21 protein-coding genes and 5 pseudogenes are annotated in these 24,597 nt (G+C 69.7%); 15 read left to right on the top strand and 11 right to left on the bottom strand.

The genetic code is table 11. The features are described from left to right. Positions 1-1,119 (top strand): fatty acid desaturase family protein, encoded by a 1,119-nt coding sequence (locus ACWF9Z_RS33555; protein WP_453608824.1) that lies wholly within the window; start codon positions 1-3, stop codon positions 1,117-1,119. Between the two features lie 229 nt (positions 1,120-1,348). On the opposite strand, the gene ACWF9Z_RS33550 is transcribed toward ACWF9Z_RS33555, so the two are convergent. Next, positions 1,349-3,094: an endonuclease/exonuclease/phosphatase family protein gene (locus ACWF9Z_RS33550; RefSeq protein WP_453608821.1), complete on the bottom strand. Its 1,746-nt coding sequence runs from the start codon at positions 3,092-3,094 to the stop codon at positions 1,349-1,351. Positions 3,095-3,894: 800 nt separating this feature from the next. On the opposite strand from ACWF9Z_RS33550, the pseudogene ACWF9Z_RS33545 reads away from it, so the two are divergent. Next, positions 3,895-3,996, top strand: a pseudogene (locus tag ACWF9Z_RS33545) (transposase); the annotation flags it as partial. A 75-nt stretch (positions 3,997-4,071) separates the two neighbouring features. Here ACWF9Z_RS33545 and ACWF9Z_RS33540 read toward each other — a convergent pair. Beyond that, positions 4,072-4,611: a GNAT family N-acetyltransferase gene (locus ACWF9Z_RS33540; protein WP_453608818.1), complete on the bottom strand. Its 540-nt coding sequence runs from the start codon at positions 4,609-4,611 to the stop codon at positions 4,072-4,074. A gap of 53 nt (positions 4,612-4,664) precedes the next feature. Here ACWF9Z_RS33540 and ACWF9Z_RS33535 point away from each other — a divergent pair. Next, positions 4,665-4,814: pseudogene (locus ACWF9Z_RS33535) on the top strand (VOC family protein); the annotation flags it as partial. 490 nt (positions 4,815-5,304) lie between these two features. Here the strand turns inward: ACWF9Z_RS33535 and ACWF9Z_RS33530 are convergent. Then, positions 5,305-5,829, bottom strand: a complete 525-nt coding sequence (locus ACWF9Z_RS33530) for a peptidylprolyl isomerase (protein ID WP_453608816.1) — start codon at positions 5,827-5,829, stop codon at positions 5,305-5,307. 733 nt (positions 5,830-6,562) lie between these two features. Then, a complete protein-coding gene (locus tag ACWF9Z_RS33525) occupies positions 6,563-6,730 on the bottom strand; it encodes a hypothetical protein (RefSeq protein WP_453608814.1) in 168 nt (55 codons plus the stop codon). Between the two features lie 54 nt (positions 6,731-6,784). Between ACWF9Z_RS33525 and ACWF9Z_RS33520 the strand changes: the two genes are divergently transcribed. Next, positions 6,785-7,585, top strand: coding sequence for a maleylpyruvate isomerase family mycothiol-dependent enzyme (locus ACWF9Z_RS33520; RefSeq protein WP_453608812.1), 801 nt, complete (start codon positions 6,785-6,787; stop codon positions 7,583-7,585). A gap of 1,151 nt (positions 7,586-8,736) precedes the next feature. Here the strand turns inward: ACWF9Z_RS33520 and ACWF9Z_RS33515 are convergent. Together ACWF9Z_RS33515 and ACWF9Z_RS33510 are read right to left on the bottom strand one after the other, a co-directional pair. Beyond that, a pseudogene (locus tag ACWF9Z_RS33515) lies at positions 8,737-8,884 on the bottom strand (IS5/IS1182 family transposase); the annotation flags it as partial. Positions 8,885-8,930: 46 nt separating this feature from the next. Then, the gene (locus tag ACWF9Z_RS33510) at positions 8,931-9,608 is read right to left on the bottom strand and encodes a nitroreductase family protein (protein WP_453608810.1); all 678 of its coding nucleotides are present in this window, start codon (positions 9,606-9,608) and stop codon (positions 8,931-8,933) included. Between the two features lie 68 nt (positions 9,609-9,676). Between ACWF9Z_RS33510 and ACWF9Z_RS33505 the strand changes: the two genes are divergently transcribed. Further along, positions 9,677-10,078, top strand: coding sequence for a winged helix-turn-helix transcriptional regulator (locus ACWF9Z_RS33505; RefSeq protein ID WP_453608808.1), 402 nt, complete (start codon positions 9,677-9,679; stop codon positions 10,076-10,078). A gap of 364 nt (positions 10,079-10,442) precedes the next feature. Then, the gene (locus ACWF9Z_RS33500) at positions 10,443-10,784 is read left to right on the top strand and encodes a HopJ type III effector protein (protein WP_453608806.1); all 342 of its coding nucleotides are present in this window, start codon (positions 10,443-10,445) and stop codon (positions 10,782-10,784) included. 505 nt (positions 10,785-11,289) lie between these two features. On the opposite strand, the gene ACWF9Z_RS33495 is transcribed toward ACWF9Z_RS33500, so the two are convergent. From ACWF9Z_RS33495 to ACWF9Z_RS33485, 3 genes are all read right to left on the bottom strand, one after another. After that, complete coding sequence (locus ACWF9Z_RS33495; protein ID WP_453608804.1) at positions 11,290-12,270, bottom strand: zinc-binding dehydrogenase; 981 nt, start codon at positions 12,268-12,270, stop codon at positions 11,290-11,292. A gap of 87 nt (positions 12,271-12,357) precedes the next feature. Next, positions 12,358-12,570 (bottom strand): hypothetical protein, encoded by a 213-nt coding sequence (locus ACWF9Z_RS33490; protein ID WP_453608802.1) that lies wholly within the window; start codon positions 12,568-12,570, stop codon positions 12,358-12,360. 22 nt (positions 12,571-12,592) lie between these two features. Further along, positions 12,593-12,742 carry a hypothetical protein gene (locus ACWF9Z_RS33485; protein ID WP_453608800.1) on the bottom strand — a complete coding sequence of 50 codons (150 nt, stop codon included), beginning with the start codon at positions 12,740-12,742 and terminating at the stop codon, positions 12,593-12,595. Between the two features lie 459 nt (positions 12,743-13,201). On the opposite strand from ACWF9Z_RS33485, the gene ACWF9Z_RS33480 reads away from it, so the two are divergent. From ACWF9Z_RS33480 to ACWF9Z_RS33465, 4 genes are all read left to right on the top strand, one after another. After that, the gene (locus ACWF9Z_RS33480; RefSeq protein WP_453608797.1) at positions 13,202-13,750 is read left to right on the top strand and encodes a GNAT family N-acetyltransferase; all 549 of its coding nucleotides are present in this window, start codon (positions 13,202-13,204) and stop codon (positions 13,748-13,750) included. A 50-nt stretch (positions 13,751-13,800) separates the two neighbouring features. Continuing rightward, positions 13,801-14,022: a hypothetical protein gene (locus ACWF9Z_RS33475; RefSeq protein WP_453608794.1), complete on the top strand. Its 222-nt coding sequence runs from the start codon at positions 13,801-13,803 to the stop codon at positions 14,020-14,022. A gap of 31 nt (positions 14,023-14,053) precedes the next feature. Then, positions 14,054-16,204, top strand: coding sequence for a transglycosylase domain-containing protein (locus ACWF9Z_RS33470; RefSeq protein WP_453608792.1), 2,151 nt, complete (start codon positions 14,054-14,056; stop codon positions 16,202-16,204). A 335-nt stretch (positions 16,205-16,539) separates the two neighbouring features. Further along, positions 16,540-18,138, top strand: a complete 1,599-nt coding sequence (locus ACWF9Z_RS33465; protein ID WP_453608789.1) for a hypothetical protein — start codon at positions 16,540-16,542, stop codon at positions 18,136-18,138. Between the two features lie 38 nt (positions 18,139-18,176). Here ACWF9Z_RS33465 and ACWF9Z_RS33460 read toward each other — a convergent pair whose 3' ends face one another. Continuing rightward, the gene (locus tag ACWF9Z_RS33460; RefSeq protein WP_453608786.1) at positions 18,177-18,890 is read right to left on the bottom strand and encodes a pentapeptide repeat-containing protein; all 714 of its coding nucleotides are present in this window, start codon (positions 18,888-18,890) and stop codon (positions 18,177-18,179) included. Positions 18,891-19,797: 907 nt separating this feature from the next. On the opposite strand from ACWF9Z_RS33460, the gene ACWF9Z_RS33455 reads away from it, so the two are divergent. The 4 genes and pseudogenes from ACWF9Z_RS33455 to ACWF9Z_RS33440 all read left to right on the top strand — a co-directional run bounded on the left by ACWF9Z_RS33455 (position 19,798) and on the right by ACWF9Z_RS33440 (position 22,649). After that, a complete protein-coding gene (locus ACWF9Z_RS33455) occupies positions 19,798-20,601 on the top strand; it encodes an SGNH/GDSL hydrolase family protein (RefSeq protein WP_453608783.1) in 804 nt (267 codons plus the stop codon). 133 nt (positions 20,602-20,734) lie between these two features. Beyond that, positions 20,735-21,310, top strand: coding sequence for a hypothetical protein (locus tag ACWF9Z_RS33450; RefSeq protein WP_453608780.1), 576 nt, complete (start codon positions 20,735-20,737; stop codon positions 21,308-21,310). Positions 21,311-21,611: 301 nt separating this feature from the next. Beyond that, positions 21,612-21,767, top strand: a pseudogene (locus ACWF9Z_RS33445) (CBS domain-containing protein); the annotation flags it as partial. 213 nt (positions 21,768-21,980) lie between these two features. Then, a complete protein-coding gene (locus ACWF9Z_RS33440) occupies positions 21,981-22,649 on the top strand; it encodes a CBS domain-containing protein (protein ID WP_453608860.1) in 669 nt (222 codons plus the stop codon). A gap of 82 nt (positions 22,650-22,731) precedes the next feature. Here ACWF9Z_RS33440 and ppk2 read toward each other — a convergent pair whose 3' ends face one another. Continuing rightward, positions 22,732-23,535 (bottom strand): polyphosphate kinase 2, encoded by an 804-nt coding sequence (gene ppk2 / locus ACWF9Z_RS33435; protein ID WP_453608857.1) that lies wholly within the window; start codon positions 23,533-23,535, stop codon positions 22,732-22,734. Between the two features lie 267 nt (positions 23,536-23,802). On the opposite strand from ppk2, the pseudogene ACWF9Z_RS33430 reads away from it, so the two are divergent. Next, positions 23,803-24,597 (top strand): annotated as a pseudogene (locus ACWF9Z_RS33430) (GAF domain-containing protein); the annotation flags it as partial.

The raw sequence follows: 24,597 nt of genomic DNA, 5'->3' as shown, positions 1-24,597 counted from the left end.
TTGACCGCCATCGACCCCACCGCCCACCTGACCGCGGAGCAGATCGAGGAGCTCGGCCGCGAGCTGGACGCGATCCGCGACGAGGTGATCGCCAGTCGCGGCGCGGATGACGCCGCCTACATCCGCAGGGTCATCGCGGCGCAGCGCAAGCTCGAGCTGGTCAGCAGGGGCGTGCTGCTGTTCTCGATCTTCCCGCCCGCGTGGCTGATCGGCACCGCCGGTCTGTCCGTGGCGAAGATCATGGACAACATGGAGATCGGCCACAACATCCTGCACGGCCAGTGGGACTGGATGCGGGACCCGAAGATCCACTCCACCACCTGGGACTGGGATCACGTCTCGCCGGCCGAGCAGTGGAAGCACTCGCACAACGAGCTGCACCACGCGTACACCAACGTGATCGGCAAGGACAACGACCTCGGCTACGGCATCATGCGCGTCGACGAGGACCAGAAATGGCACCCGTTCCACCTCGGCCAGCCCCTGTGGAACTTCATCAACGCCTGCTTCTTCGAGTACGGCATCGCAGCGTACGACCTCGAGCTCGCCAAGAACCTGCACAAGCGCCGCCGCAACAACCCGGAGTTCCGCGCGCGGGCCAGGGCCGTGGGCCGCAAGATCCGCAAACAGGTGCTCAAGGACTACGTGATCCACCCGCTGCTGTCGGGCCCGTCGTTCCTCACCACGCTCGCCGCCACGTTCACCGCCAACCTGGTCCGCAACATCTGGTCCCACTCGGTGATCATGTGCGGGCACTTCCCCGAGGGCGTACAGGTCTTCGAGCGCCGGTCGATCAAGGACGAAACGCGCGGCCAGTGGTACCTGCGCCAGATGATGGGTTCGGCGAACATCAGCGGCAGCAAGGCCATGCACTTCATGACCGGCAACCTGTCGCACCAGATCGAGCACCACCTGTTCCCTGACCTGCCGAGCAACCGGTACGCCGAGGTCGCGCTGAAGGTGCGCGCGCTGTTCGAGAAGTACGAGCTGGAGTACGTCACCGGGCCGCTGCCCAAGCAGGTGTTCTCCGCGTGGCGCAAGGTCTTCCGGCTCTCGCTGCCGAACAAGCAGCCCAAGGTCAAGACGCCGGACCGCGAGCAGGAGCTCGTCGCGGCCTGATTCCCCGGCCTCGGTTCAGGGTCCAGATCTACAGGATGGACCGTCCGAGGTACGAGACCCGGTCCCTGCAAGGGGAAGCAGGCTTGCCCGGTACCCGGGAGGGTTGCCCGGTACCCCCGGGGGGTGCCCAGCGCCCGGGAGGGTTGCCCGTCCCGGCGAAGACCGTGCGACGCACCGTTTCCGTGACAGCTGCGCCCCGATCCCTCCGGATCGGGGCGCAGCATGGGAATCACAGGTACAGGTCACCGGCTGGGAATCCCCAACCGCTGCGGTCGATGTCCTGGTGCGGCCAGGGCGGGTTGATGAACGGCTGGGTGGCGTTCCCGGTTCCGGTGTAGAGGAAGAGGTCGCCGTTGGGCTTGAGGCCCAGGAGATCGGGATGGCCGGCCGGGTCGCCGTCGACGTTGCCGGCGGCGATGACGGTGGCGTAGATGTTCCAGCCGGTGCCGATCCTTACCCGGCCGTCCAGGGTGCCGTCCGGCTTGCCCGCGAAGAGGTACAGGTCGCCCTGCGGAGTGCGGGCGAGGATGTCGGGCTTGCCGTCGCCGCTGATGTCACCGGGGGCCAGGACCCTGTCGTAGGCGATGTCGTCGATGCCGAAGTCGTACGAGAGGTCGACCCCGGCGCCGAGGGTCCCGTCGAGGTGGGTGGAGAACCGCGAGAGGGTGCCGTCGGCAAGCCGGGTGATCAGGTCCGGGGTGCCGTCGCCGTTCATGTCCGGGCTCACGGCCAACTGGTTGACCGCGCCGAAGCTCTGGCTGACCGGGCTGGGTGCCCCGGTGAACAGTTCGGTGTCGTCACCGGGGTAGAAGAGCAGGACGCCGTTGGCGTCGACGGCGTAGAGGTCTTCGTCGCCGTCGCGGTCGATGTCACCGGCGCGGGCGATGAGCTTGGTGTCGGCCCAGCCGAAGCCGATCTTGCACGGGTCGGCCGCGATTTTGCCGTTGCTGCGGCCGAAGTGTCGGTACAGGTCGCCGGCGGCGTCGCGGTGCAGCAGGTCGGCACGGTTGTCGGCGGGGTTGTTGCAATGCGAGAACGTCGCGGCGCCCCGGTAGGGATGGTGGTCGGAGACGTCCATGTCCCGAGGCCGCGCCTCGGCGGCGACGTTCTTGAAATGGTCCTTGTCGACGAAGATGTAGTCGAATTTTCCGTCGCTGACATCGCCTGCCGCGGTTGGGTGACTGTGTGTGGACTGACCGGACCGGCAGTTCTTCGGCGGGGTCGTCACGACGGGGGGCTTGCAGGGAGCGTCGAAGTGGTCGGCGTCGGTCTCGTCGACCTCGATGAACCGGCCGCTGCCGTTGCCGCCGAGCTCGGATCGGTAGAGGGCGTCGAGGTCCGAGGAACGTGGCCGGGTGGAGTTCGTCGCCCCCCGGATGGGGTTGAAGTCACCCCCCAGCACCACGGGCGTGCCGGTGTTCAGCCACTCCTTGCCCACCAGGTTCTTCGCCTGCATTTCGGTGAGGTCCGTCAGGACGGGCAGGTCGTCCACCTCGGAGTAGTTGGGCCACAGATGGACTGAGCACGCGCGGGTCTTGACGGACTGGACCATTGCCTCGACGCAGGCCGCGTACCACTTCTCCGGGAGCGTCGTCGGCTCGGTTTTACCAGCTACGCCGGTGGCCGGGTCGAGGGCCTCCTCGTCGGTGACCTTTCCCTTCGCGAGCACTGCGATGCCGTAGTTGCCGGGCGTCCCGCCGATCGAGCAGAGTTTGGGGTCCTTGGTCGACGGGGACTTCGTGGAGACGAAGTAACCCGTGTACCCGTAGCCCTTCAGGGCGTCGGCGATCGCGGTGTACTGCTTCTCGCAGACCTCCTGCAGGAAGACCAGGTCGGCCTTCCACGCAGTGGCCTCGGCCACGACCTTTTGACGCCGCAGCTCGACTTCGCGGTGCCTGCGACAGCCCCACAGCGGTTGGGGCGTGTCCGACTCCAGGCTGTTCCCGCAGATGTTGTAGCTCAGAAACCGCACCATGGGCGCCGTGGTCGGCGTGGGAGAATCGGCCACGGCAGCCTGCGGTACCACCCCCATCGCCATCAGCAACATCAGCAAGACAGCAAACGCTCTGCGCCTGTGCACAGCGAAATCCTCCCCCTCGCAGACCGGGCACGACGCTGCCCCCGACTGCCCGTACGAACAACTAAGATCGCTAGACCCTATCCGCAGCGTGCCTGGCATGAGCCAGCCCGCTCGTAAGCGGCGTGGTGGCGGGCGCATCGCCCCCGCCGGAGCAGGCGGATACACACCCCCAACGGCCGCTACCGGCAACCTCACCGGATCCGCCAACACCGCCAGGGCAGGGGCGAGGAAGCCGGCGTTCCGGCGTGTGAAGGGGCGCGCGCCCGGCCAGCCGTTCGTAGCGGCTCCGGAGACGCCCGACCTCTTCCCAGAAGAGATCCGTGTAGCCGGATTCGACGGGCCGGAACAGGGTCGGTTCCGTGAGGAGGTCCAGGGCCCGTTCTGGACGTCCGCCCTCACCCGCCGCATGAGCGTGCCAGTCGCGCCCTCGGTCGTGCCGCCCGCGCTTGTGCGTCGAAGTTGTCCATCGCGGCCAGTTACTGACTTCGGCTTGTCAGGGTGAGGTTGGTGCGTCGAGGGTCTCGGCAGATGATCTCGGCGGCGGGGTGATCGCGAACCCACGCGGCGACGGTGCTCGTTTCCCGGTCCGGCAGCAGTCCATCGGAGTTCGCCGTGGCCGAGCCCGGGGCGCGGTCCGCGGTCCGCGTGAGCGAGTTGGAGGCCCCGCCTGGAGAGCTTGCGGGCCGTACGGGCGTGGCCGCAAGCGGCACATCGCCGTGGACACCCGAGGCCTCTCGCTGCTGGTCATGGTCACCCCGGCCGACATGACCGACCGCGACGCCGCGGCCGCCTTCCTGTGGGATGCGGGGTCCTCACCTGTTTCCACCCATGCTCTGACCAGGCGCCCTGCGAGTAGCCGCCTGATACCCCGATCATCCACGCTCGGGCCCGGACCCCCACTCCTCGTCAAGGATGCTGAAGCCCTCGGAGTCGCGCCAACCGTCCCGGATCAGCGCGGTGTGCCGGTGGCGGCCCTCATAGGTCATGCCGAGCTTGCCGAGTACCCGGGAGGATCCGAGGTTGCGAGGATCACAGGTCGCGTAGATCCGGTGCAGCCCCAACTGCCCGAACCCCCTGCTGAGCAGTTCCCCGCCGGTGGCCGTGCCGACGCCCCGCCCCCACACGCGGGGATGGACCAGGTAGGAGATCTCACCTTGGCGGTGGACCCAGCTGCGGACCTTCAGCTCGCCGATGCCGATGAGATCGTCGTCGAGGCAGACCGCGTACGCGAATCTCGTCCGCGGAGACCGCAGCCGGGCATCCACCGCGCCCTGGACGAAAGCACGCGTCTGTTCCTCGGTGTTGGGCCCCCACGCCTGATAGCGGCAAGCCTCCGCAAGGCTGGCGAAGGCATGTACGGCCTCGCAGTCGTCGACGACGAGCTCGCGCAGGGTCACCAAGGATTCGATCATGGACCGATTCTGCCGGGACACAGTGAGCCCCGTCAGCACTATCGGGGAGAGTCATGACAAGTAGGTTCACTGAGTTGACCGTTGAGTGCCACGATCCGGAGAGGCTCGCGGCGTTCTGGTGCGGGGTCCTCGACTTCAAGGTGATCGATGGGCCCAGGGGTCTGGGTTGGGCCCCCCGGGAATGCAGGCTTTCGGGGCGGCAGGCAAGCCGGGGGGCACGGAGCGAGCGGTCGGCGATTCGCCTCGGGGTGATCGACACAGAGCGACAGTGAACCGGATTCGGGAGCAGTCCCAGCTGGATGGGGAACCGGGCTACTGCCCACCGAGTTGGCCGAGATGCCCTGCACTTCAGGGCCACGTCCCACCGCGACCTCGGCCACCACACAACCTCCCACGACGGCATGCGCCAGGTCGCAGACGGCGGCGCCCGCTACGCCCCCGGCGCCACCCGGCCATCCCGCCGGCCGCGGCTCCCGCGCGGACTCGGCCGTGCTGTGGACTGAGGACGCGAGACCGTACGTGAGCGGTGGCGCCAACTGGCCCTGCACCGAACCGGCAGGTGACCCGCAGACATCCCCGTTCTCGATCTCGACCCAGCGCCTCCGGGCTCATCGCTTCAACCGGCCGGCACGGTCCGCCGGGGCGGCCACAGGCACGCTCGTCGAGGACGTCGGCAGGTCAGGTCGCGGGGCGTCAATGCCGGCAGGACGGCCTGACGCGGAGCAGCTCGGTCCGCAGCAGGGGTGTGCCGTCGACCGGTGCCGGGTCCTCCGCGGTCGGCTCGATGTCTCCGGCGGCGACCTTGTCGAGCGTGGCCAGGCCGTCGGCGCCGACCGTGCCGAACACCGTGTAGTTCGGTCGCAGTGCGGAGTCGCCGTAGACGACGAAGAACTGTGAACCGTTCGTGTCCGGACCGGCGTTGGCCATTGCCAGCAGGCCGCGCCCGTAGAGGCGGCGCGCGCCGGTCGGGTCGGTCGGTGCCGGTGGCAGGTCCACCGGCAGCTCGTCCTTGTACTTGTACCCGGGCCCGCCCTCACCGGTGCCGGTCGGGTCGCCGCACTGCAGGACCTTCAGTGTCGGATACGCCGTCAGACGGTGGCACACCGTTCGGTCGTAGAACCCATGCCGTGCCAGGTGCAGGAAGCTCTGGACCGTGCACGGCGCCTTGGCCTGGTCCAAGTGCAGCGGGAGCTGGCCCTGGCTCGTCGGAACGGCCACATCAACCGTGCCGCGACTGGGGGTGCGCCGTGGGTCAGGCGGCAGCGGAACAGGGCGCGCGGGCGGCTCGTCCGGGGTCTGTGTGTACTGGCAAGGGCCGTGCGTGGTGCGCGGCGGAGTGCCGTCGGCAGCGGTGGCGGCACTTCCCCCGGACACGACTAACGCCACGGCCGCGAATGTGCTGATCAGTGCTCGGTTCATCTTGCGCGCCCTCCCGATGATCGCCAGGTTTCGAAGCGGTCGCAGTCTAGGACGTGGTGGGGGCGCCGGGAATGCCTAACGGCTGGAAGTCGACGCGGCCGCTCCCGAGTTCCTCGCCTTCCTCGCCCTCCAGCTGGCATCCGTTCCTCGACGGCGGCACGGTGGCGGCGTCGGCGTCGGCGTCGGCGGTCGCAACGGAGCTGGCCCTCTGCTCAAGGCCCCTGATGCGGCACCGGTTCCGTCCGCGTCGGCGCTTCTCGGGCTTGCCTCAGGAGGCCGTGCGAGGCGGCCGCCTTTGGGGCGGCAACGTGCACTGGTACTGCTGCGGCAACCCCCTCGAAGCACGTGGCCTCCTCGACACCGTGATGCAGGCCATATCGCCCCGAAGCGCCCGCGAACTTCGCAAGGTTGTCAGCCGGTCAGATGCCGTCTGGAACCGCCCATCCCCGCCCTATGACGCGGACGGTAGATAAAGAACAAGCTTAGTGGCTGTTGTTTGTTCCGAACTTGAGGAGTGCTGGTCGAACGGGAGTCACCTGAACTCCCGACCCGGCCAGTCCTCCCCCGCCGTCGTGACCTCCGCGTCCATCACCTCGAGCGGCAGCATGACCGCGCGCACCGGGTGGACGTCACGTCGCCGAGGTGCCCGGCCCAGATTGCCACCCGAGCGGTGGGCGGCGAGGACGTCCGCAATGGCCACTGCGACGGTGAAAATCGCTGTCCGATCAGCGGAGCACCGTGATAGACATCCGGCGTGGAAAAGAATCTTGAGTTCCCCGACCTGCTGCGACTCATCGATGAACGGTCGACCGCCTTCCGCGCCGTGGTCGCCGCCGCGCCCGGTCTCGACGCACAGGTGCCGTCCTGCCCTGGGTGGACGCTGTTCGATCTGGTGAAGCACCTGGGTGGGGGAGACCGTTTCTGGGCCGCCATAGTCAGCGCGGGGCCCGCCGACGCGCCCCCGGCCGAGGCCGTCGCCGCGCGCGCCGCGCTGGAAGTGCCGCAGGACCGTGAGGCCCTGCTGGCCTGGCTGGACGCGTCCACGCAGCTTCTGCTGGACGCCCTGCGCGCGGCGGGACCGGAGAGCGGTTGCTGGACGTGGTGGCCCGCGTCGCAGTCACCGCAGACCGCCGGCGGCACCGCCCGGCACCGGGTTCAGGAGACCGCGGTGCACACCTACGACGCCCAGCTCGCCGGGGGCGCCCCTCAGCCGCTGCCGGTCGAGCTGACACTCGACGGTGTGGAGGAGTTCCTGTTCACCGTCTGCGCAACGCCGAGTGCCTGGCCGCACAAGCCCACGGCCTTCGACTTCCACGCCGCCGAGGGCCACTCCTGGCGCCTCACCGTCGACGGCGACGGCGCACGCACCACCCGCATCCCCGCGCCCACCGCCGCAACCGGCGAGGACTCGGACGCAGCCGGCGCCTCCGTCCACGGCACGGCCAGTGAGCTGGTCCTCTACCTGTACGACCGGATCCAGGCCGCCTCCTTGCACGTTGACGGAGACGCAGGGCTGCTCGACCTGCTCCGCGCCTGGGAGCCGGAGGAGAAGTAGGACGTAGCGTGGCGGTTGGTCGCGCCTCGAGCCGGTAAGACACGACTCTTCGCTGGGTTCGTCAGTCGCGGCACCGGGCTCAAACCTGCCAGGCGGCCTCGGGGCGTCACCAAGCCGACCTTCTACCTGGAGGGCAGTGCGCATTTGGCCGTCCCAGCGATCACGAGAGGCTACGCGACTGCCGTCGTCCCGATCTCGTCGAGAAGTCAGTCGATCGGGTGACTGCGGCGGCTGCCGTGCATGAGAACAGGGCCTCCTGGTAGCACGAAGGGCGACGAAGGCAACGTGCGCTCCAGGAGGCCCTGTTGTCGCATTTCTACGGCAACGCGGGAGTGGGGTCCACTTCGGCCACTCGCGCGTGTGCCTGTCTGGCTCACAGGTTCGGGAACGCCAGAGACCACGGGTGCGCGAGCGTCGGCATCCCACCGACATGTCTGACGCCGAGTGGGCGGTGGTCCGGCCACTGCTGCCGGTGCCGGGCTGACTGCGGGGCCGGGGCGGGGGCGGGAGCTGGGCGGGAGCGGGAGCGGGAGCGGGAGCGGGCAACCGGAGGCTTATTGCCACCGCGCGATGCTGGACATGATCCGCTACTTGGTCGACAACGGCACGAAAAAGCGGGCCATGCCTGCCGACTTCCCCCATGGGACCGGGTCTATGCGTTCTTCCGGCGCTGGCGCAACCACGATCTGGCCCGGGAGTTCCCCGACCGGCTCCGCCGCCTGGTCCGCGAGCGGGCCGGGCGGGACTCGGAGGATGCCCACCGGGGCTTCCCTCACGGCCGTCACCCCGCCATCTCGGCCGTCCTCGACCGTCGAGCCCGGGAAGCCGGCGCCAGGCCGCCCCACTCGAGCACCTCGCACTGCGCCCCGGCGACCACCCCGGCCACAAATCTTCCGCGCCCGCGTGTGGGAGCCGCCGCCGTCACCGTCCACGTCCAGCGCCCTTCGCTGGTACCGGGCCGACGTTGGCGCGGCGAACCCCGCCCGGCGTCGTCGCTGAGGTGCGCCTGGGTGCGCAGGCGCTCCGCTTCCGCCTCGGCGGCCGCGCGGATCCGGCTTGCTTGCCCGCGGGCGTCCTCGCGGACGACTTCGGCTTCCTGCGCGGCACCGTCCAGGGTCTGCCGGACGGTGGCGCGCAGGCGTTTTCCGGGCGGCGAAGAACACGATCGCCGCCAGCACTTCCCGATCGCGGTGCCGACGCCGACCACCGCCCTGAGGCCGCGACGGCGCACCGAGGGCACACCCACTGGAACAGGCCCCACAACTCATCGGGCACCAGCCGCTCAACGATCCCCACCACGAACGACCGCCTACCGAACCATCCACAGGAGATGACGTCTGACGTCCTATTCCTCGCGCGCGGTATTCCCCGCGTCGCGGGGCCCGTGCGATCCGCGGAAGACGTTGCGCTCCGCGGCACGACGGCCTGGATGGCGCCGTTCCTCCGCCGGGTAGCCGACCGAGACCAACAGGGCGATGGCCAGATCGTCGCGGCCGTCGATCCCGATCACCTTCTTCACCTTGGCCTCGTCCCAACCGTTCATGGGCGAGGTCGCCAGACCCATCTCCGTAGCAGCGAGCATCAGGAACGAGGCCGCGATCATGGCGTCCTTGACCGCGTACTCCCGAAGCAGACCACGCTGATCGAGATCCTCCTGGAAGGCCCTCGACGCGGCGGAGAACATCGTGATGAACTCGTCGTTCCATGCTCCGCCGCGCCGCGCCTGCTCATAGACGTCGCTGTGGTCCTCGCGCCAGGACTGCGGCTCGGCGACGAAGACCAGTACGACCGGGGCCTCTTGGGGCTGGGGCTGGCCTCCGGTAGCCCATGCCAGCCCCGCACGGCCTTCTTCTTCGGACACGACGACGATCGACCGGTCCTGCAGGTTCCAGCTGGTGGGCGCCTCGACCGCGAGATCAAGGAGCGTTTCGAGCGTGCTCGGCGGAATCGGGTCGGGACGGTAGTGGCGGACGGTGCGGCGGGTGCGGATCGCTTCAGCGACAGACATCGTGTGGCTCGTCATGTCACTCACTATCGGAGAGTGACTCTCCATAGGAAAGAGGGCACCTTTTTGTGCGTTACTCTCCCGGCATGAAGACCACGGTGGAAGCATCCGGACTACCTGCCGACGTCTACTCCGCAAAGTGCCCGACGCGCCAGGTCCTCGACCACATCTCCGGCAAGTGGACGATCCTCGTCGTGGACGCCCTCCTCGAAGGGACCCTGCGCTACACGGACTTGATGCGGCGCATCGAGGGTGTCTCACAGAAGATGCTCACCCAGACGCTGCGCGGCCTGGAGGCCGACGGGTTCGTCACCCGCACGGTGTACCCCACCATCCCGCCCCGGGTCGCATACGACCTGACGGAGCTCGGCCGCAGTCTGGCGGAGCCGATCGCTGCACTCCGCCACTGGACCGAAACCCACATCAACGAGATCGAGCGGGCCCGGGCCCGGGTCAGGAGCGCTTCGAAGGCGGCGGAAGCCACGTGAGCAGGTGCATCGGACGCAACGGGCCAGGTGGGCTACCCGCCCTCGTCCGTTCCGTCGACGATGGCGCGCTTTGCGCGTGTTCGGTCGGCAAAACCGCTGCCCGGTCGGCCAGGGCGAGTCGCCAGTTTCGGGAGCCGGCGGCGTGGTGACGCTCTGAGGGCCGGGCACCGCGAAAGGGACCCGCGGTCAACCCGACGGCGCCGAGACGCACCCCTCGGCGGCCTCCCTGGCTCCTCCGTGTGACCTGCGGAGATGCTGTCCGTTCGAGGTGTGGGACGGTTTCTGCGCGCCGGCCCTGAGGCGGGTATGTTCGTCCGGTCACGGACGGCACTCGGGTCGTCTGTCCAACCCAAGGGGACCCCACATGACCGATCTGGACTCGCTCCGGGCAAGCCTTGCGTCAGGTGAGCACGAGTTCGCCGACACCTTGGCCTTCATCGCATCGCACTACGAGTACCAGCCGCAGGCCTTCCGCAACGGGGAACTGGAAAATGCCGCGGGTGAGAACGAGGGTTCCTGCAAGACGCTGGGACTTGCCCTGCTGGAGGGGCTGGGCGACCAGGAGGCACTGCTGGCATTCGGCGAGCACTACCGCAGTGTGCTGGAGACGCCGAACGGCGCCGATCACGGCAACATTCGCAACCTGGTGGCCCACGGCCTGGCAGGGGTGAGCTTCGCCGGGCAACCGTTGGCCCGCAGGAGCTGACCCCGACGCCGGCCCGAACCCGCGGGACTGCGTGAGCGCGCCTCGGCTGAGGCCCCGTATTGCGGCCGCCCGGCGCTGCACGGCGTCCGCGATGGCTATGGCCGTCCGGCGCGTGGGTGCCGACCCGCGCTGCGCGGCGCGGGCGTGGCGATAGCCGCCCGAGGCGGGTTCCCAGGTCCGCACCGGCCCTGCGTGCGCGGGACCGGCGGGGGCCGGCTCGGGGACGGGCACCGCGCCCGGGAGGCGGAATCAGTAGGGCGCCGCCGACGGTCCCACCCGCCGCCTTGTTGATGGCCCCGACGTCCCAGTCCTCATCCCCGTCCTCGGCCTCTTCCCCGTCCCCGTCCTGGCTCGCCTTCGTCGCCCCCTCCGACCACTCCCGGCGCACGGTGAGCCAGGCCGGAGTCCGGGGCGGAGCTACGGCGGCGACCACAGCATCGAACAATGCGCGAACTGGCCATGACGGCTGGCCGGCCCGGAGGCTGTGGCACGGAGGGCGAGCGTCTCAGTCGACGATGACCGCCATCTTGCCCAGCGCCTCACCTGCTTCCATGACCCGGTGAGCTTCGACGATCTCGTCGAAACGGAAGATCCGTACCGGCCCCGCCGGCAAGGCTCCTGACTCGACTTTGGCGTAGATCGCGTCCAAGGGAACGTCAGCGAGCGGAAAATCAGGGCTGCCCAGGACGAAGGCGCTGCCGAAGAAACTGAGCTGTACGCCGGTGGGGAGGTCGGCGATCGGGTTGAAGTCACGTACCGGATCGAAGCCGCCGAGGAAGCCGAGTTGGCAGACCCGGCCGCGTGGGCGGACCGTGGCCAGGGAATCGCGCAGGACGCTGTTGCCGATGAGATCGAACACCGCGTCAATGACGTAGCCACTCCTGTTGACCTGCTCGGCCAGGCCACCGTCGTCAATGAGGACGTCCTCGGCACCGAGTTCCTTCAGGAGCGGCGCATGGGCGGGGTTGCGGGTGGTCGCGAGTACTCTCGCACCGTGGTCGGAGGCAAGGTTGACGGCGGCCTGGCCGAGGGAGGACGTCGCTCCGCGCACCAGGACCCGCTCGCCCGGGCGCAGATCGAGGTTGCCGAACAGCCCGGACCACGCTGTCGCGTACACCTCGGGAACAGCCGCCAGCTCGGCCCATCCCAGTGACGAGTTCGCTGCGACCACGTTGGCGGCCGGGACGGTGACCAGCTCGGCATAGCTGCCGTTTCGGGTGCGGCCCATGCCGCCGAGGATCGCCACGACTCTCGTTCCGGGGGCGAGTTGGCCCGAGGGGTCGGCCTCGACCCGTCCGGCGCACTCGATCCCGGGGACGGCCGCGACATCACCCCACGCGCCCGCGCGCATGTATGCCTCGGCGTGGTTGAGGCCGAATGCCTTAACCCGGATCAGCACCTCGCCCTGCGCGGGCACGGGGTCGGGCAGGTCGGTGATGTGCAGCGTCTCGGGACCGCCGTAGGCGGAGATGACTATGGCCTTCATCGAGCAGGCTCCATTCTTGAATGGTGATTCAACTATTGGGGCTGAAAAAAGAGCCACCGCATGCGGTGGCTCCTGGGGGTGGAGCCGTCAGGCGAGGACCGCGAAGGCGCTGTCGACGATGGCGCGCAATACCGTCTCGTCGGGATTCGCCTTGCCCACGACCATCAGCCCCTGGCACGCCGCGACCAGCAGCTTGGCGCTGCCGCCGGGGTCCACCGAGGCGCGGACCTCGCCGACGGCGACAGCGTTGCGAAGGGCCGTGGCCATGCACTGCTCCAGGCGGGCCAGATGACCGCGCACGACGGCGGCGGCCTCGTCGTCCTCAGCCGCGTTCTCGAAAGTCCGCTTCGAGCTGGCGCACCAGACCGCCGAACTTGAGGCCGGTCGCCGCGCGGTCGTAGTGCAGCGGACGTTCCAGCCGTTCGGGGTCATCGAGTTCGCGCAGGAGAGCCAGCAGTTCCTTCTCGCTCATCGCCATCCGCACCTTCTGCCGCCCGACGGGCGGGAGCCGAGGAACAGGGGCGTCGTCCTCTCCACGCCGTATGCGTCACTGCTGTCTGAAGCTCTGAGGGGGAGGCGATTGCTTCCTCGCATGGGAGGCGTGCCAGGAGACAGTGGTGGAGCCGCCGAGCATGTGGTTGAACGGGTGCCGAAGAGCTTGTATGTACCAGTCCTCTGCCGCTCGGCGGCGCCGGTACGGAGAGTCCGCGGCGCCGGTACGGAGAGTCCGCGGCGCCGGTACGGAGAGTCCGCGGCGCCGGTACGGAGAGTCCGCGGCGCCGGTTGAACCGCAGAGGGAGACCTCTTCCGGACCCTGAACGTGGCGGTGGCGGTGTTGTCTTCCGTCGTCCAAGGACGTTCCCGGGCCTGCGGGTTGGCCGGTCCTCCGCGAGCCGTGATCGCTACCGGGCCTGCTGATTAGCTGGTCTGCATGACTGAGTTAGGACCCGCCGCCTGGCCACCTGCCCCGATCAGGACCGAGAGGCTCGTGCTCCGTGAGCCCGAGGCCCGGGACCGTGCGGCGGTGATCGATTTGTTCACCTCGCCCGAGGTGGGCACGTACATCGGTGGCCCTCGGCAGCGCGACGAGTTCGAGCGTACGGTGCCCCGGGCGCCCAAGCGGCGCCCCGGCCTCTTCGTGGTCGATCTCGGCGGAGCGATGATCGGGATCGTCACGCTCGACCCGCGCGACCCGGAGCATCCGGTCCACGTCCGCCCCGGGGCCTCGGCGACCGAGCTCGGCTACATGTTCCTGCCGCAGGCGTGGGGACACGGGTACGCCGCGGAGGCGTGCGCGGCGGCCCTCGACTGGTGCACCAGAGCGCTGCCCGGCGAGCCGGTGGTGCTCACCACCCAGACCGCCAACGAACGCGCGATGCGCCTCGCGGCGAAGCTGGGGTTCACCGAGGTGCGGCGGTATGAGGATTGGGGCGCCGAGCAGTGGTTCGGCATGTGGTCCCCGGTCACGCGGTCCGACTGAGGGCGTGCCCGGCAGCGGCCGCACAAAGAAGCGTCCAGCGCGAACGCGGGATGGCACGCGCCGAGTCGCTTGAAGTCGGCAGGCAGGGCAGCGCCGAGGCCGTCTACCTGCCGGTCCAGGACGTCCTCGCCCTGCCCGGCGGCGAGCACCTCCTCGGCACCCTGCACGCTGCGTCCTGGGCCGTGTGCCGCGCGCAAAAGTTTCACGAACGGCCCAACCACGAACGCAATATGATCATCCTCCTTGCCGAGTCCGTCACCGCCCCGAAGTGACGGCTCTCGATCAAGGAGGTCCGCATCCCCCATGAGGCTCCCCCGCAAACGCCGCGTGGACCGCACCCGCAGTACGGACGAGACCGGAGGCCCGGAGCAGATCGAGGCTCCGGAGCAGACGGAGGGTCCGGAGCAGACCGAAGGTCCGGAACACACCGAAGGTCCGGAGCAGACCGAAGGTCCCGAGCGATCCGAAGGTCCCGAGCGCACGCGGCGCCCTACGGGCCGTGCGAAGTCCCGTGAGGGAGCCGGCCGGAAGGCCCGCGCCCTCCGCATCGACTTTCCCCGGCGAGGCCGCCGGGGCTGGCGGCGCTGGACGCCCTCCTGGAAACTGGTCTCCGGCCTGTTCCTGCTCTTCGCCAGCGCCCTCGCCGGCCTCTTCACGGTCGTCTACATGCGGGTCCAGATCCCGGACCCCCACGATTCCGCGCGCCGCCAGGCGACCGTCTACTACTGGGCGGACGGCAGCCGGATGGTGAGCATCGGCGATGTGAACCGGCAGGACGTGAAGCTCTCCCAGGTGCCGGAGTCCGTCCAGCGCGCCGTCATCGCCGCGGAGAACGAGGACTTCTACAGCGACTCGGGCGTCTCGGTGACGGGCATCGGCCGCGCCGCCGTCAACATCGTCAAGGGCCAGGAGACCCAGGGCGGTTCGACGCTCACCCAGCAGTACGTGAAGAACACCTATCTGAGCCAGGACCAGACCGTCCAGCGCAAGGTCAAGGAACTCTTCCTCTCCCTGAAAATCAGTAACCAGCGGCCCAAGTCGGAGATCCTCGAGGGGTACCTCAACACCTCTTGGTTCGGCCGCGACGCGTACGGCGTCCAGGCGGCCTCGTACGCGTACTACGGCATCCCCGCCGCGGAGCTGAACCCCAGTCAGGGCGCCCTGCTGGCCGCCGTCCTCAAGGGCGCGGAGAGCATCGACCCGTCCCTCAGCCCCGAGAACCACGAACGCGCCGAGGACCGCTGGAGCTGGATCCTGGACCGTCAGGTCGACACGGGTTCGATGAGCGCCGAGGAACGCGCGAAGTACACGGACTTCCCCGAACCGAAGCCAACCGTCAAACCGACCAGCCAGGCCGGGCAGATCGGCTACCTCGTCGACATCGCCAACAAGTACCTCAAGAGCCGCAGCGGGATCACGGACAAGGATCTGGCCGGTGGCGGCTACAGCATCCACACCACCTTCGAGAAGGACAAGGAGTCCGCACTCACCAAGGCCGTCGAGCAGGTGCGCGCGGACCGACTGGACCCGAAGAAGCGCGCCGAAGACCAGTACGTGCAGGTCGGCGCCGCGTCGATACGCCCCAAGGACGGAGCGATCGTCGCGCTCTACGGCGGCTCCGACGCGATCGAGCACTTCACCAACAACGCGGACACCTCAGGCGTGCCTGCGGCCTCGGCGTTCAAACCCTTCGTGTACGCCGCCGCTCTGGAGCAGGAGCTCGGAGGCACGAAACCCCCGACCGAAACCCCTACCCCGCAGTCCCCGAAACCCAAGGCGCCGGGGACGTCCCCGGCCGCCGCACAGCTGCGCTCGGCGCTGGTGGATTCCGACCACATACCGTTCGTGGAAGCCGGCAAGAAGATCGGGCTGAACAAGGTCAAGGACCTCGCGGTCGCGTCGGGACTGCGCGAGGAGAGCATGGCCAAGCTGGAGCCGACCTTCTCCATCGGCACCTCCACCCCCAGCGCCGTCCGGCTGGCCAGCGCCTATACGACCTTCATCAACGAGGGCCAGGCCACCGAGCCGTACTCGGTGACCGAGGTCCAGCGCAACGGCGTCGCCGTGGACGGCTTCGGCCGGCCCAAGCCGCGGCGGGCGATGAGCTCCGACACGGCCGCGATCGTGGGCGGGGCGCTGCGCCACGTGGGGTGGAACGCCGTCGGACCTCCGAAGAACCAGCTGACCTACGTCCCGTCCTGGGCGGGCAAAACCGGTCCGAACGACCGTATGAACTCCGCCTGGTTCATCGGAACGACGCCGGAGCTGAGCACCTCGGTGGCCATGTTCCGCACGAAGCCCGACGTCACGCAACTGCTGCCCATGCAAGGCGTCGGCGGCCCCGATTCCGAGCGGGGCAGTGCCTTCCCGCCGCTGATCTGGAAGGCCTACACCGACGTGGTGGTGCCCCCGCCGCCGTCCCTGTCGATCGGTCCTCCCCCGGGAGGACCGTGACGGTCCCGTAGCGCGGGCCCGTCCCCCGGCGCCGGTCGGAACGTCGTCCAGGCCCGCCAGGCCCGGCACGTCCGTTCAGGCCTCGTGCGTGCGCATCGTGAGGCCAGGCTGGTGTGCTGGCAGGAAACGCGTCACCGAGGGATGGCACACCTCACGCGTACGTCATCGTGTGCGCCCGTGCGGGCCGGGCGGTGGGTGGTTGGGTGGGTAGGTGGGTGGATTCACCTGCGGGTTCTCTGGGCCGGTCCGGTGAATTGACGCACTTCGATGTGCAGGCGATAGTTGCGCGGCCGGGAAGGGGCCCGGCCGCACAACCAGGGTGGGACCCAAGGACCATGCACGGCGCACAGGAAAACGACCAGACCACCGAGGGCAGGGGCAGCACACATCCGGACGTCGACCGGGCGTCGGACGCCACCGCACGACCCGACGGCGCCGAGCAGGACGTCGCGGACGCGAACACCTCGACGTCCGGCAGCGCCGCGCAGGACGTCCCGCCGGCGGCTGGAGGCATCGAGGGCGCCCGTGCCGCGAGCCGGGCGCTGCTCACCGCGCGGCGGTGGGACGCGGCCCGGCAGGTGGCGCGTACGGGACTGGAGGCGTCCGGGCCGGACGCCGAGCTGTCGCTGCTCCTCGCGCTCGCGCACGTGGCCGAGGACGACGACGATGAGGACGACCTCGCCGAACAGGTCTACCGGGACGCTCTCGAGGTGTTCCCCGACCACCTCGGGCTGCTCGCCGGATACGCGGAGCTCTGCCTGCGCAGCGACTTCCAGGACCGCCCGGCCCGCAACACCCGGGGCCCCGCCCTCGCGGCGCGGGTGGCCGAGCTGGCCCCTGACTCGCCCGAAGCCCGGCGCGTGGCCCGGACGCAGAGCGCGCCGTGGCTGAGGGCTGGCGGCGACGGGGCGGCGCGGCCGCCGCGCATCACCCGTACGCAGCAGTTCGACCTGCGGCAGGCGCTGTTGGCCGGCCGCGGCGTGCGCGCTGCGGCCGAACGGGCGCGGGCCGATGCTGGGCAGCGGCCGGACGACGCGCGCCGCGCCATGCTCGCCGAGGCCCTCGAGGCACTGGACCGGCCCGGGCGGGTGCTTCTGCTGCCGCTCGTCCGCCGGCCGTTCGAGTCGGGACTCGTACGGGCCGTCCTGCTCGGCACGGTCCTCGTCGCCGTGGTCTCCCTGGGGCTTCCGCAAGGGCTGTGGTGGGCCGGGCTCGTGGCCTACGGAGCGCTGCCACTCTGGCTGGGCGGGGTGCTGCGCGGCGCCCGGAGCCGGGGCGAGCAATCCGTTGCCGCGCATCTGGTCCCGCAGGATGCGCCGCTGCCCGACCTGCCGCCCGTACCACCGTACTCGCGCCGTGAGCTGGGACTCGTCCTGGCCGGGACGGCGGTGGTCCTGAGCAGCCTGGTGGGGGCCGGGGTGTGGTCGTACGAGCTGCGCACCGAGTATCCGCGGTACGACGTCGCCGTCCCGGACACGTTCCAGGACATGAGGCTCCTGTGGAACTCCCCGCTCAACCAGCAGCTGGAGGCGGTCGCCGGCACGGACCCGAAGGGCTACGAGTCCTTCACCCACGTGTACGGCGACCTCGAGACCAACGACGGGCGCATCGGCGTCCGCGTACTGACGGGCGACTTGCACGACATGTCGGCGGACACGCTGAGCTCCTTCGCGGACGCCCTACGCGCCGGGGCCGACGACGCCGGCGTCACGGTGAACCGGTCCTGGAAACCGACGGCCGGACCGGCCGGGGGCTGGCTGGAGTGCGTGGACCTCACCGCCCTCGACGGTACTCGGCGCGCCGTGTGCCTGTGGGGCGACAAGGGCAGCCACGGCATGGTGATGGTCACCGACCCGAACCTGGTCACCCGGGCCGACTCCCTGACCCGCGAGCTGCGCGCGGCACTGGTCCACCCGGCGGACGACGCGGCTTGATCTGCGGCCACAGCGCTGAGCTGCCGCAGCGCTGAATTCTAGGGCGCTCGGCGGAGGGACGGCGGGAGTCCACGCACTCCGTCCAGTCTGGCGCCGTCCAGCTTCGCCGCGGTGAGGTCGGCTCCCGTGAGGTTGGTCTTGCTGAGGTTGGCCTTCGAGAGGTCCGCGCCGTTCAGGTCCACCCCGGAAAGGTCCACGTTCGAGAGGTTCGCATGGGTGAGATCCGCGTCTGTCAGGCGAGCGCAAAACCCGCCGCGCGTCCTTCCCGTCCTGATGTCGCTCAAGAAGACACCTGAACAGAAAGTCGCCTTGGTCAGGTCCGCCTCGGTGAGCACGGCACCGGTCAGGTTCGCGTTGTCGAAGCTCACGTCGGTCAGGTCTGCGCACTGGGCGGCATCGGAGGTGCCGCAGAAGTACGCGTCCGAGAGGTTCGCGTCGAAGAGACTCGCATCGCGGAGATCGGCCGCGCCCAGGTCCGCGCCGTTCAGGTCCGCACCGTTCAGGTCCGCGCCGTTCAGGTCCGCGCCGTTCAGGTCCGCGCCGCGGAGATTGGCTTCGGAGAGGTAGACGCCGCGCAGTTGTGCATCGCTGAGGTTGGTGTCGCTGAGGTCGGTCCCGGTGAGGTCCGCACCCACCAGGGAGATGCCGCGCACGCCATGCGCGTACGAGGGTGCCCACCCGCTCAGGTCGGTGTGACTCAAGTTGATCGACAGCCCCTTGTCGAATTCGGGGCTACGCCCGGCCAGGCACAAGCCCGGCCCAGCCTGGCCCGGCTCGGCTCGGCTCGGCCCGGCTCGGCTCGGCTCGGCTCGGCTCGGCTCGGCTCGGCTGGAGTCTGCGTTCGCAGCCCTGAACGCGGGAGGCGCGCTCTCCCATCCCCATTCCGCAGCCCTCTCGCGAACGGCGAGCGAAGGCCGTCGGAGGCTCCGCGGAGGGTCGGGCAGGCGCCGGAGCGCACAAGTCCGTTCGCTCCCCCAGGATTCGAGCGGGGCTCATCTACGCGCGGAGAAAATATGCCCGCATAGTGGACGACTGTCGCGCGAGGGCTACTCACGAGTACTCCGATGCTGCTAGAAGTGTCGGGCCCCACCAACTCACCCCCCACGCCGTGGATTTGAGGCTGATCGTCATGCACTGGCGAAGACTCGGATCATCCGCACCGATCACCGTCACGGTGGTCGCCCCACGACCCGGCCTCACCCAGCCGGCCTCCACCACCAGCCACCACCGGCCACCTCCACGCCGTTCTCCACGACTCGCACTTCTCAGGCGTCGACCCCCTCGACGGCCGCGTCGCGATCGGCCCGAGCGTGCTGCGGAGGCCCGTCTCACGTGACGGCAGGCGGGTCGTGACACGAGATCACCGCACTGGGAGCACCGACGGTCCGGCCCAGGGCAGCAGATCTGGCACTTCATCCCGTACGGCCGCCCGCCCGGCGCCCGACAGCCTGCCCGGCTGACCGGCCGACCGGCCGCCGCCCGTCCACCAGCCACGGCGCCGATCGTCCGCCAGGACCCGGCGACGTAAGGGCTCGGCGTCCCAGCCGAGCGCACAGCAACAGTCCGCTCGTACGCCTATCGCGCGGACGTCACTCACCGCTAGAAGAGTGACGCTTCAACAACTCCTGTTCCCCACAACACTCCAAGGAGTTTGCTGTCATGCACACGACAATCGCGAGACGAGTTCTGCCCGTCCTGCTGACCCTCGCGGCCGCGACCCTGGGGCTCGCCCAGCAGGCCTCGGCCGCCACGGCAGCCGGAGAGCGCTACGTCGCTCTCGGCGACTCCTACTCCTCAGGGGTCGGCGCCGGAAGCTACCTGTCCGACAGCGGCAACTGCCAGCGCAGCAGCAAGGCCTACCCGTCCCTGTGGGCGGCGGCCAACGCCCCGGCCTCGTTCGCCTTCACCGCCTGTTCGGGAGCGACGACCAGTACGGTCAAGAGCGGCCAACTGGCCCCGCTCAACAGCTCCACCACGCTCGTCAGCGTCACCGCCGGAGGCAACGACGTCGGGTTCGCGAACGTCATGCAGACCTGTGTCCTGCAGAGCGAGGCCACCTGCGTCAACGCGGTGAACAACGCCATCGCGCAGATCAACAACACCCTGCCCGGAAGCCTCTCCTCCCTCTACGGCACCATCCACAGCAAGGCGCCGCAGGCTCACGTCGTCGTACTCGGCTACCCCCGCTTCTACCAGCTGAACGGCAGCTGCATCGCCGGCCTGAGCGAAACCGAGCGCGCGGCGATCAACCGGGGCAGCGACGCCCTCAACGGCATGCTCGCCAAGCAGGCCGCCAACGCAGGATTCTCGTACTCCAGCGTCGTGGACGAGTTCACGGGCCACGAGATCTGCTCGGCCAACGCTTGGCTGCACAGCGTCTCGGTGCCCGTCTCCAACAGCTACCACCCCACGGCCGCGGGCCAGTCCGGCGGATACCTGCCGGCCTTCCGCTCGGCCGTGTGACCGTCCGCGGGTCGCATCCCGGGGCCTTCCGCGTCGATGAGTCGACGCGGGTAGACCCCGAGGTCCACCGCACGGCACCACGCACACCAGCGCACCCGTCCCCCCTCAGAAATCCGCACCAGGAGGAAAGCGCATGAAGTTCCCCGAGGCATCCCCAGGTCCCCAGGCCGGCCCCACGGCCACGAACCGCCCACGAGGAATCGCACTCCGCTCCGTCCTCACCGCCCTCGCCCTCGTCCTCGGCGCGCTCTTCGCCCCCGGCGTCGGCGTCCTCGGCGGCGCCACCGCCGCCCAGGCGGCCACCAAGATCAGCCACGCCACGGCGACCTCGATGTTCCGCAGCTCCGGGATCACCTGGTCATCGTCCGGTGGCTGCTCCAACCGCAACAACGCGACCTGTACCTCCTTCGAGCAACTCAACCTCGCCACGGCGCAGGGCGCCCAGACCCTCAAGAGCGCCAGCGGCTGCGCGCTGAACATCACGGGCGGCACCGAGACCGGTCACGCCGGCGGGACCTACTCGCACTGGAACGGCTACAAGCTCGACTTCAGCAAGTACACGTGCATCGGGAACTACATCAAGAACACGTTCAGTTACATCGGGGTGCGCGGTGACGGCGCCCCGCAGTGGCAGTCCGGCGCCGGCAATGTCTACGCCGACGAGGGCAGCCACTGGGACGTGACGTTCTACAACTGCGGCGGCTGCTGAGCCTGAGCCCTCCGCGTGAAAGCCCAAGGGGCAAGGAGAGATCTCTCCTTGCCCCTTGGGCTGACAGCGCGCTGGCTGGGGGCTCGCCGCGAAGCTCGGGCCACGGCGCAGAATCGTCGGCCCCGCGCGACGAGTTCGACGCGGAGTGCGTACGGACGCTGATGGCCCCCGGCGGTGGCGACGCTGCCGTCGGACCTGCCCTGGCCACTGCGTCGGGCAGGTACACGCCAGTCGGCTGCAGGCCGCCCGCGTGCGCCTTCGTGATCTGTACGCACGCCCTACGGGAGCGCAGCTTCCTCTGATGGGCCTTACGCCGAAGGGGCTGGTCATGCCCGCATCCCACTACACGGTCAGTGACGTCATGACGCACACCGTCGTCGCCATCGGCCGCGAGGCGTCCTACAAGGAGATCGTCGAGCTGATGCACCGGTGGAGGGTCAGCGTGGTGCCCGTCCTGGAAGGCGAGGGCCCGCGTCGTCGGCTTGGTCTCCGAGGCCCGGCGTGTCCTTGGACCGACGGTGACCCTCGCGGCCCGGCACCTCGGGCCCCTACGGGCCCCCGGACGGGACCGTTCGGCCCTCGCTCTGCCGGCGGCCGTCGGCGGATGGTGGGGGCACACCCGCACCGGACATCGGCCTGGCGTGACACGGCGGAGCAGGAGGAGGGTCTCATGATGCGTCTCAAGGTGGCGGACCTGATGTCTGACGAGGTGGTCTCCGTGGCTCCGGGCACCGGCTTCAAGGACATCGCGAAGCTCCTCGCCCAGTACGACATCTCTGGTGTGCCGGTCCTGGACGACGAGGACCGCGTGGTGGGCGTCGTATCGCAGACGGACCTGCTGGCCCACACGGTGCCGGGGTCCGGTCCTTCCGGGCGGGGCGCCGCAGCGACGGGGCCGCCCACCGCGCGTGACGTCATGTCCGCGCCCGCGGTCGCCGTCCACGCCGAAGAGACGGTGGCCGACGCCGCCCGGCTGATGACCCGCCGGGGTGTCGAACGGCTCCCCGTCGTGGACGTGGAGGACCGGCTCGTCGGCATCGTCACCCGCCGGGACCTGCTCCGCATGTTCCTGCGCCCGGACTCCGAGATTCGCCGACGTGTCACGGACGAGGTCCTCACGGAGGTGCTCGGTGTGCCGGCCGGCGAGGTCGACGTCCATGTGGTGGACGGCATCGTCACCCTGGACGGCCAGGTCGAGCGCCGGAGCCAGCTCCCCGCACTGCTCAGCCTCGTCGAGAAGCTGGACGGTGTCGTCGCCGTGGCAGCACACGTCACCGCCCGCACCGACGACACGGCAGCCGTGCACGCCGACCGGGCCCGGCGCGCGATGCCGTGGTGACGCACGCCGGACCGCACGAAGGCGACCGGGGGCCGTGGACTGTGGGCCGCGGCCCCTCTGGAGGGGTGCGACCCAGCGGCCTCTACCGCGGTCCGGTCCTTCCGAGGGTGGCCGCGTGGTCGGGCACGAAGGTCTGCAGGTCCTTGGACGGACGCTCGTAGCCCGTGGACCGGGGCCTGGGCGGCAAGGTCAGCGACGGCACGGCCACGTCCGCGTAGGGGACCGAGGACAACAGATGGGCCATCATGTTGATCCGCGCGCTCCGCTTGTCGTCGCTCTCGACCACGTGCCACCGGGCGTCCTCCGTGTCCGTGTGGACGAGCATCTCGTCCTTGGCCCTCGAGTACGCCTCCCAGCGCGTGAGCGACTCCAGATCCATCGGGGAGAGCTTCCACCGGCGCAACGGGTCCTGCGCACGGGCGCGGAACCGTTCCTCCTGCACCGCGTCGCTGACGGAGAACCAGTACTTGCGGAGCAGGATCCCGTCCTCCACGAGCATCCGCTCGAACACCGGGCACTGGCGCAGGAAGCGCTGGTGCTCCGCGGGTGTGCAGAACCCCATGACGTGCTCCACGCCCGCGCGGTTGTACCAGCTGCGGTCGAAGAGGACGATCTCGCCGGCCGCGGGCAGATGTTCGACGTACCGCTGGAAGTACCACTGGGTACGCTCCCGCTCCGTCGGCGTGGGCAGCGCCGCGATGCGTGCGACGCGGGGGTTGAGGTGCTCGGCGACGCGCTTGATCGTGCCCCCCTTGCCCGCGGCGTCACGCCCCTCGAAGACGACGACGAGGCGGGCGCCTTCCGCACGCGTCCACTCCTGGAGCTTGACCAGCTCCGTCTGGAGCCGCAGCAGTTCTCTCCCGTAGACCGCCTTCTCGAGACCCATCGCCTTCTCCGCCCCTCTGCCGTCAGGTTCTGCGATCAAGTCAGTCACGGACCGCCTCCGTACGCAACGACGCCCCTCACACCACGGCGTGTCGCGATCCCGTCGTCCGGCCGGCCTTCCTCCTCGCCGCGTCCGGCCGATCGCGGCACCCTCTCGCTTCGCACTTCCCTCTCGAGAGGCCGGGCTGTCGCTAGCTGGCTCCCCACGGGGCGGGGAGCGAAGGGGAATCACGTGGGTGTGGGAGATCCGTTGACTCAAGTGCCTCGGATGCGGCTGGACGAGCTGCTGGACGAGCTCCAGGTACACATCGACGCGGTGCGCGGCACCCGGGACCGGGTTCACAGCCTGCTGGAGGCCGTCGTCTCGGTGGGGCGGGAGCTGGATCTGGCCCAGGTGCTGCGGCGCATCGTGGAGGCGGCGGCCCTGCTCGTCGACGCCGGCTACGGGGCGCTCGGAGTCATCGGCCCGGACGGCCGCACGCTCTCGCAGTTCCTGACCGTCGGTTCCCGGCGCCGAGGGGGTGGTCGTGGAGTTCGCGGCCGGTGCGGACGCCCAGGCGCGTCAGGGACTCGTCGTCCCCTTCGCGGGGACCCTCTCGGGAACCGCTCACGGGACGGGGCAGCCCGTCACGGTCGTGCACGCCTCGGACGACGACCGCTACCCGGCTGACGCCCAGACACAGGGAGGGCTGGGTCCCGCCGTCGCGGTCCCGCCGGGGACCGTCGGCGGGGAGAGCCGGGGCGTCCTGCTGCTCGCGCGCGCGGCGGGCGAGCCCGTCTTCGGCGACAACGAGCTGGAGCCGCTCGTCGCCTTCGCGGGTCAGGCCGCCATAGCCCTGGAGCTGGCGGAGCGGCGCCGGGACGCCGAGCAGATAGCCCTGCTGGAGGAGCGGGACCGGATCGCACGGGACCTGCACGACCTGGCCATCCAGCGCCTCTTCGCCACGGGCATGACCCTCCAGAGCGCCGCACGGCTCGTCGAGCACGAAGGGGCCGCAGAGCGCGTCAGCCGCGCCGTCGAGGACCTGGACGAAACCATCAAGATCATCCGATCGACGATCTT

The sequence above is a fragment of the Streptomyces sp. NPDC054961 genome, from assembly GCF_053609145.1.
Note: the sequence above shows the minus strand (reverse complement) of the source record. Positions and strands in the feature narration are given on the sequence as shown.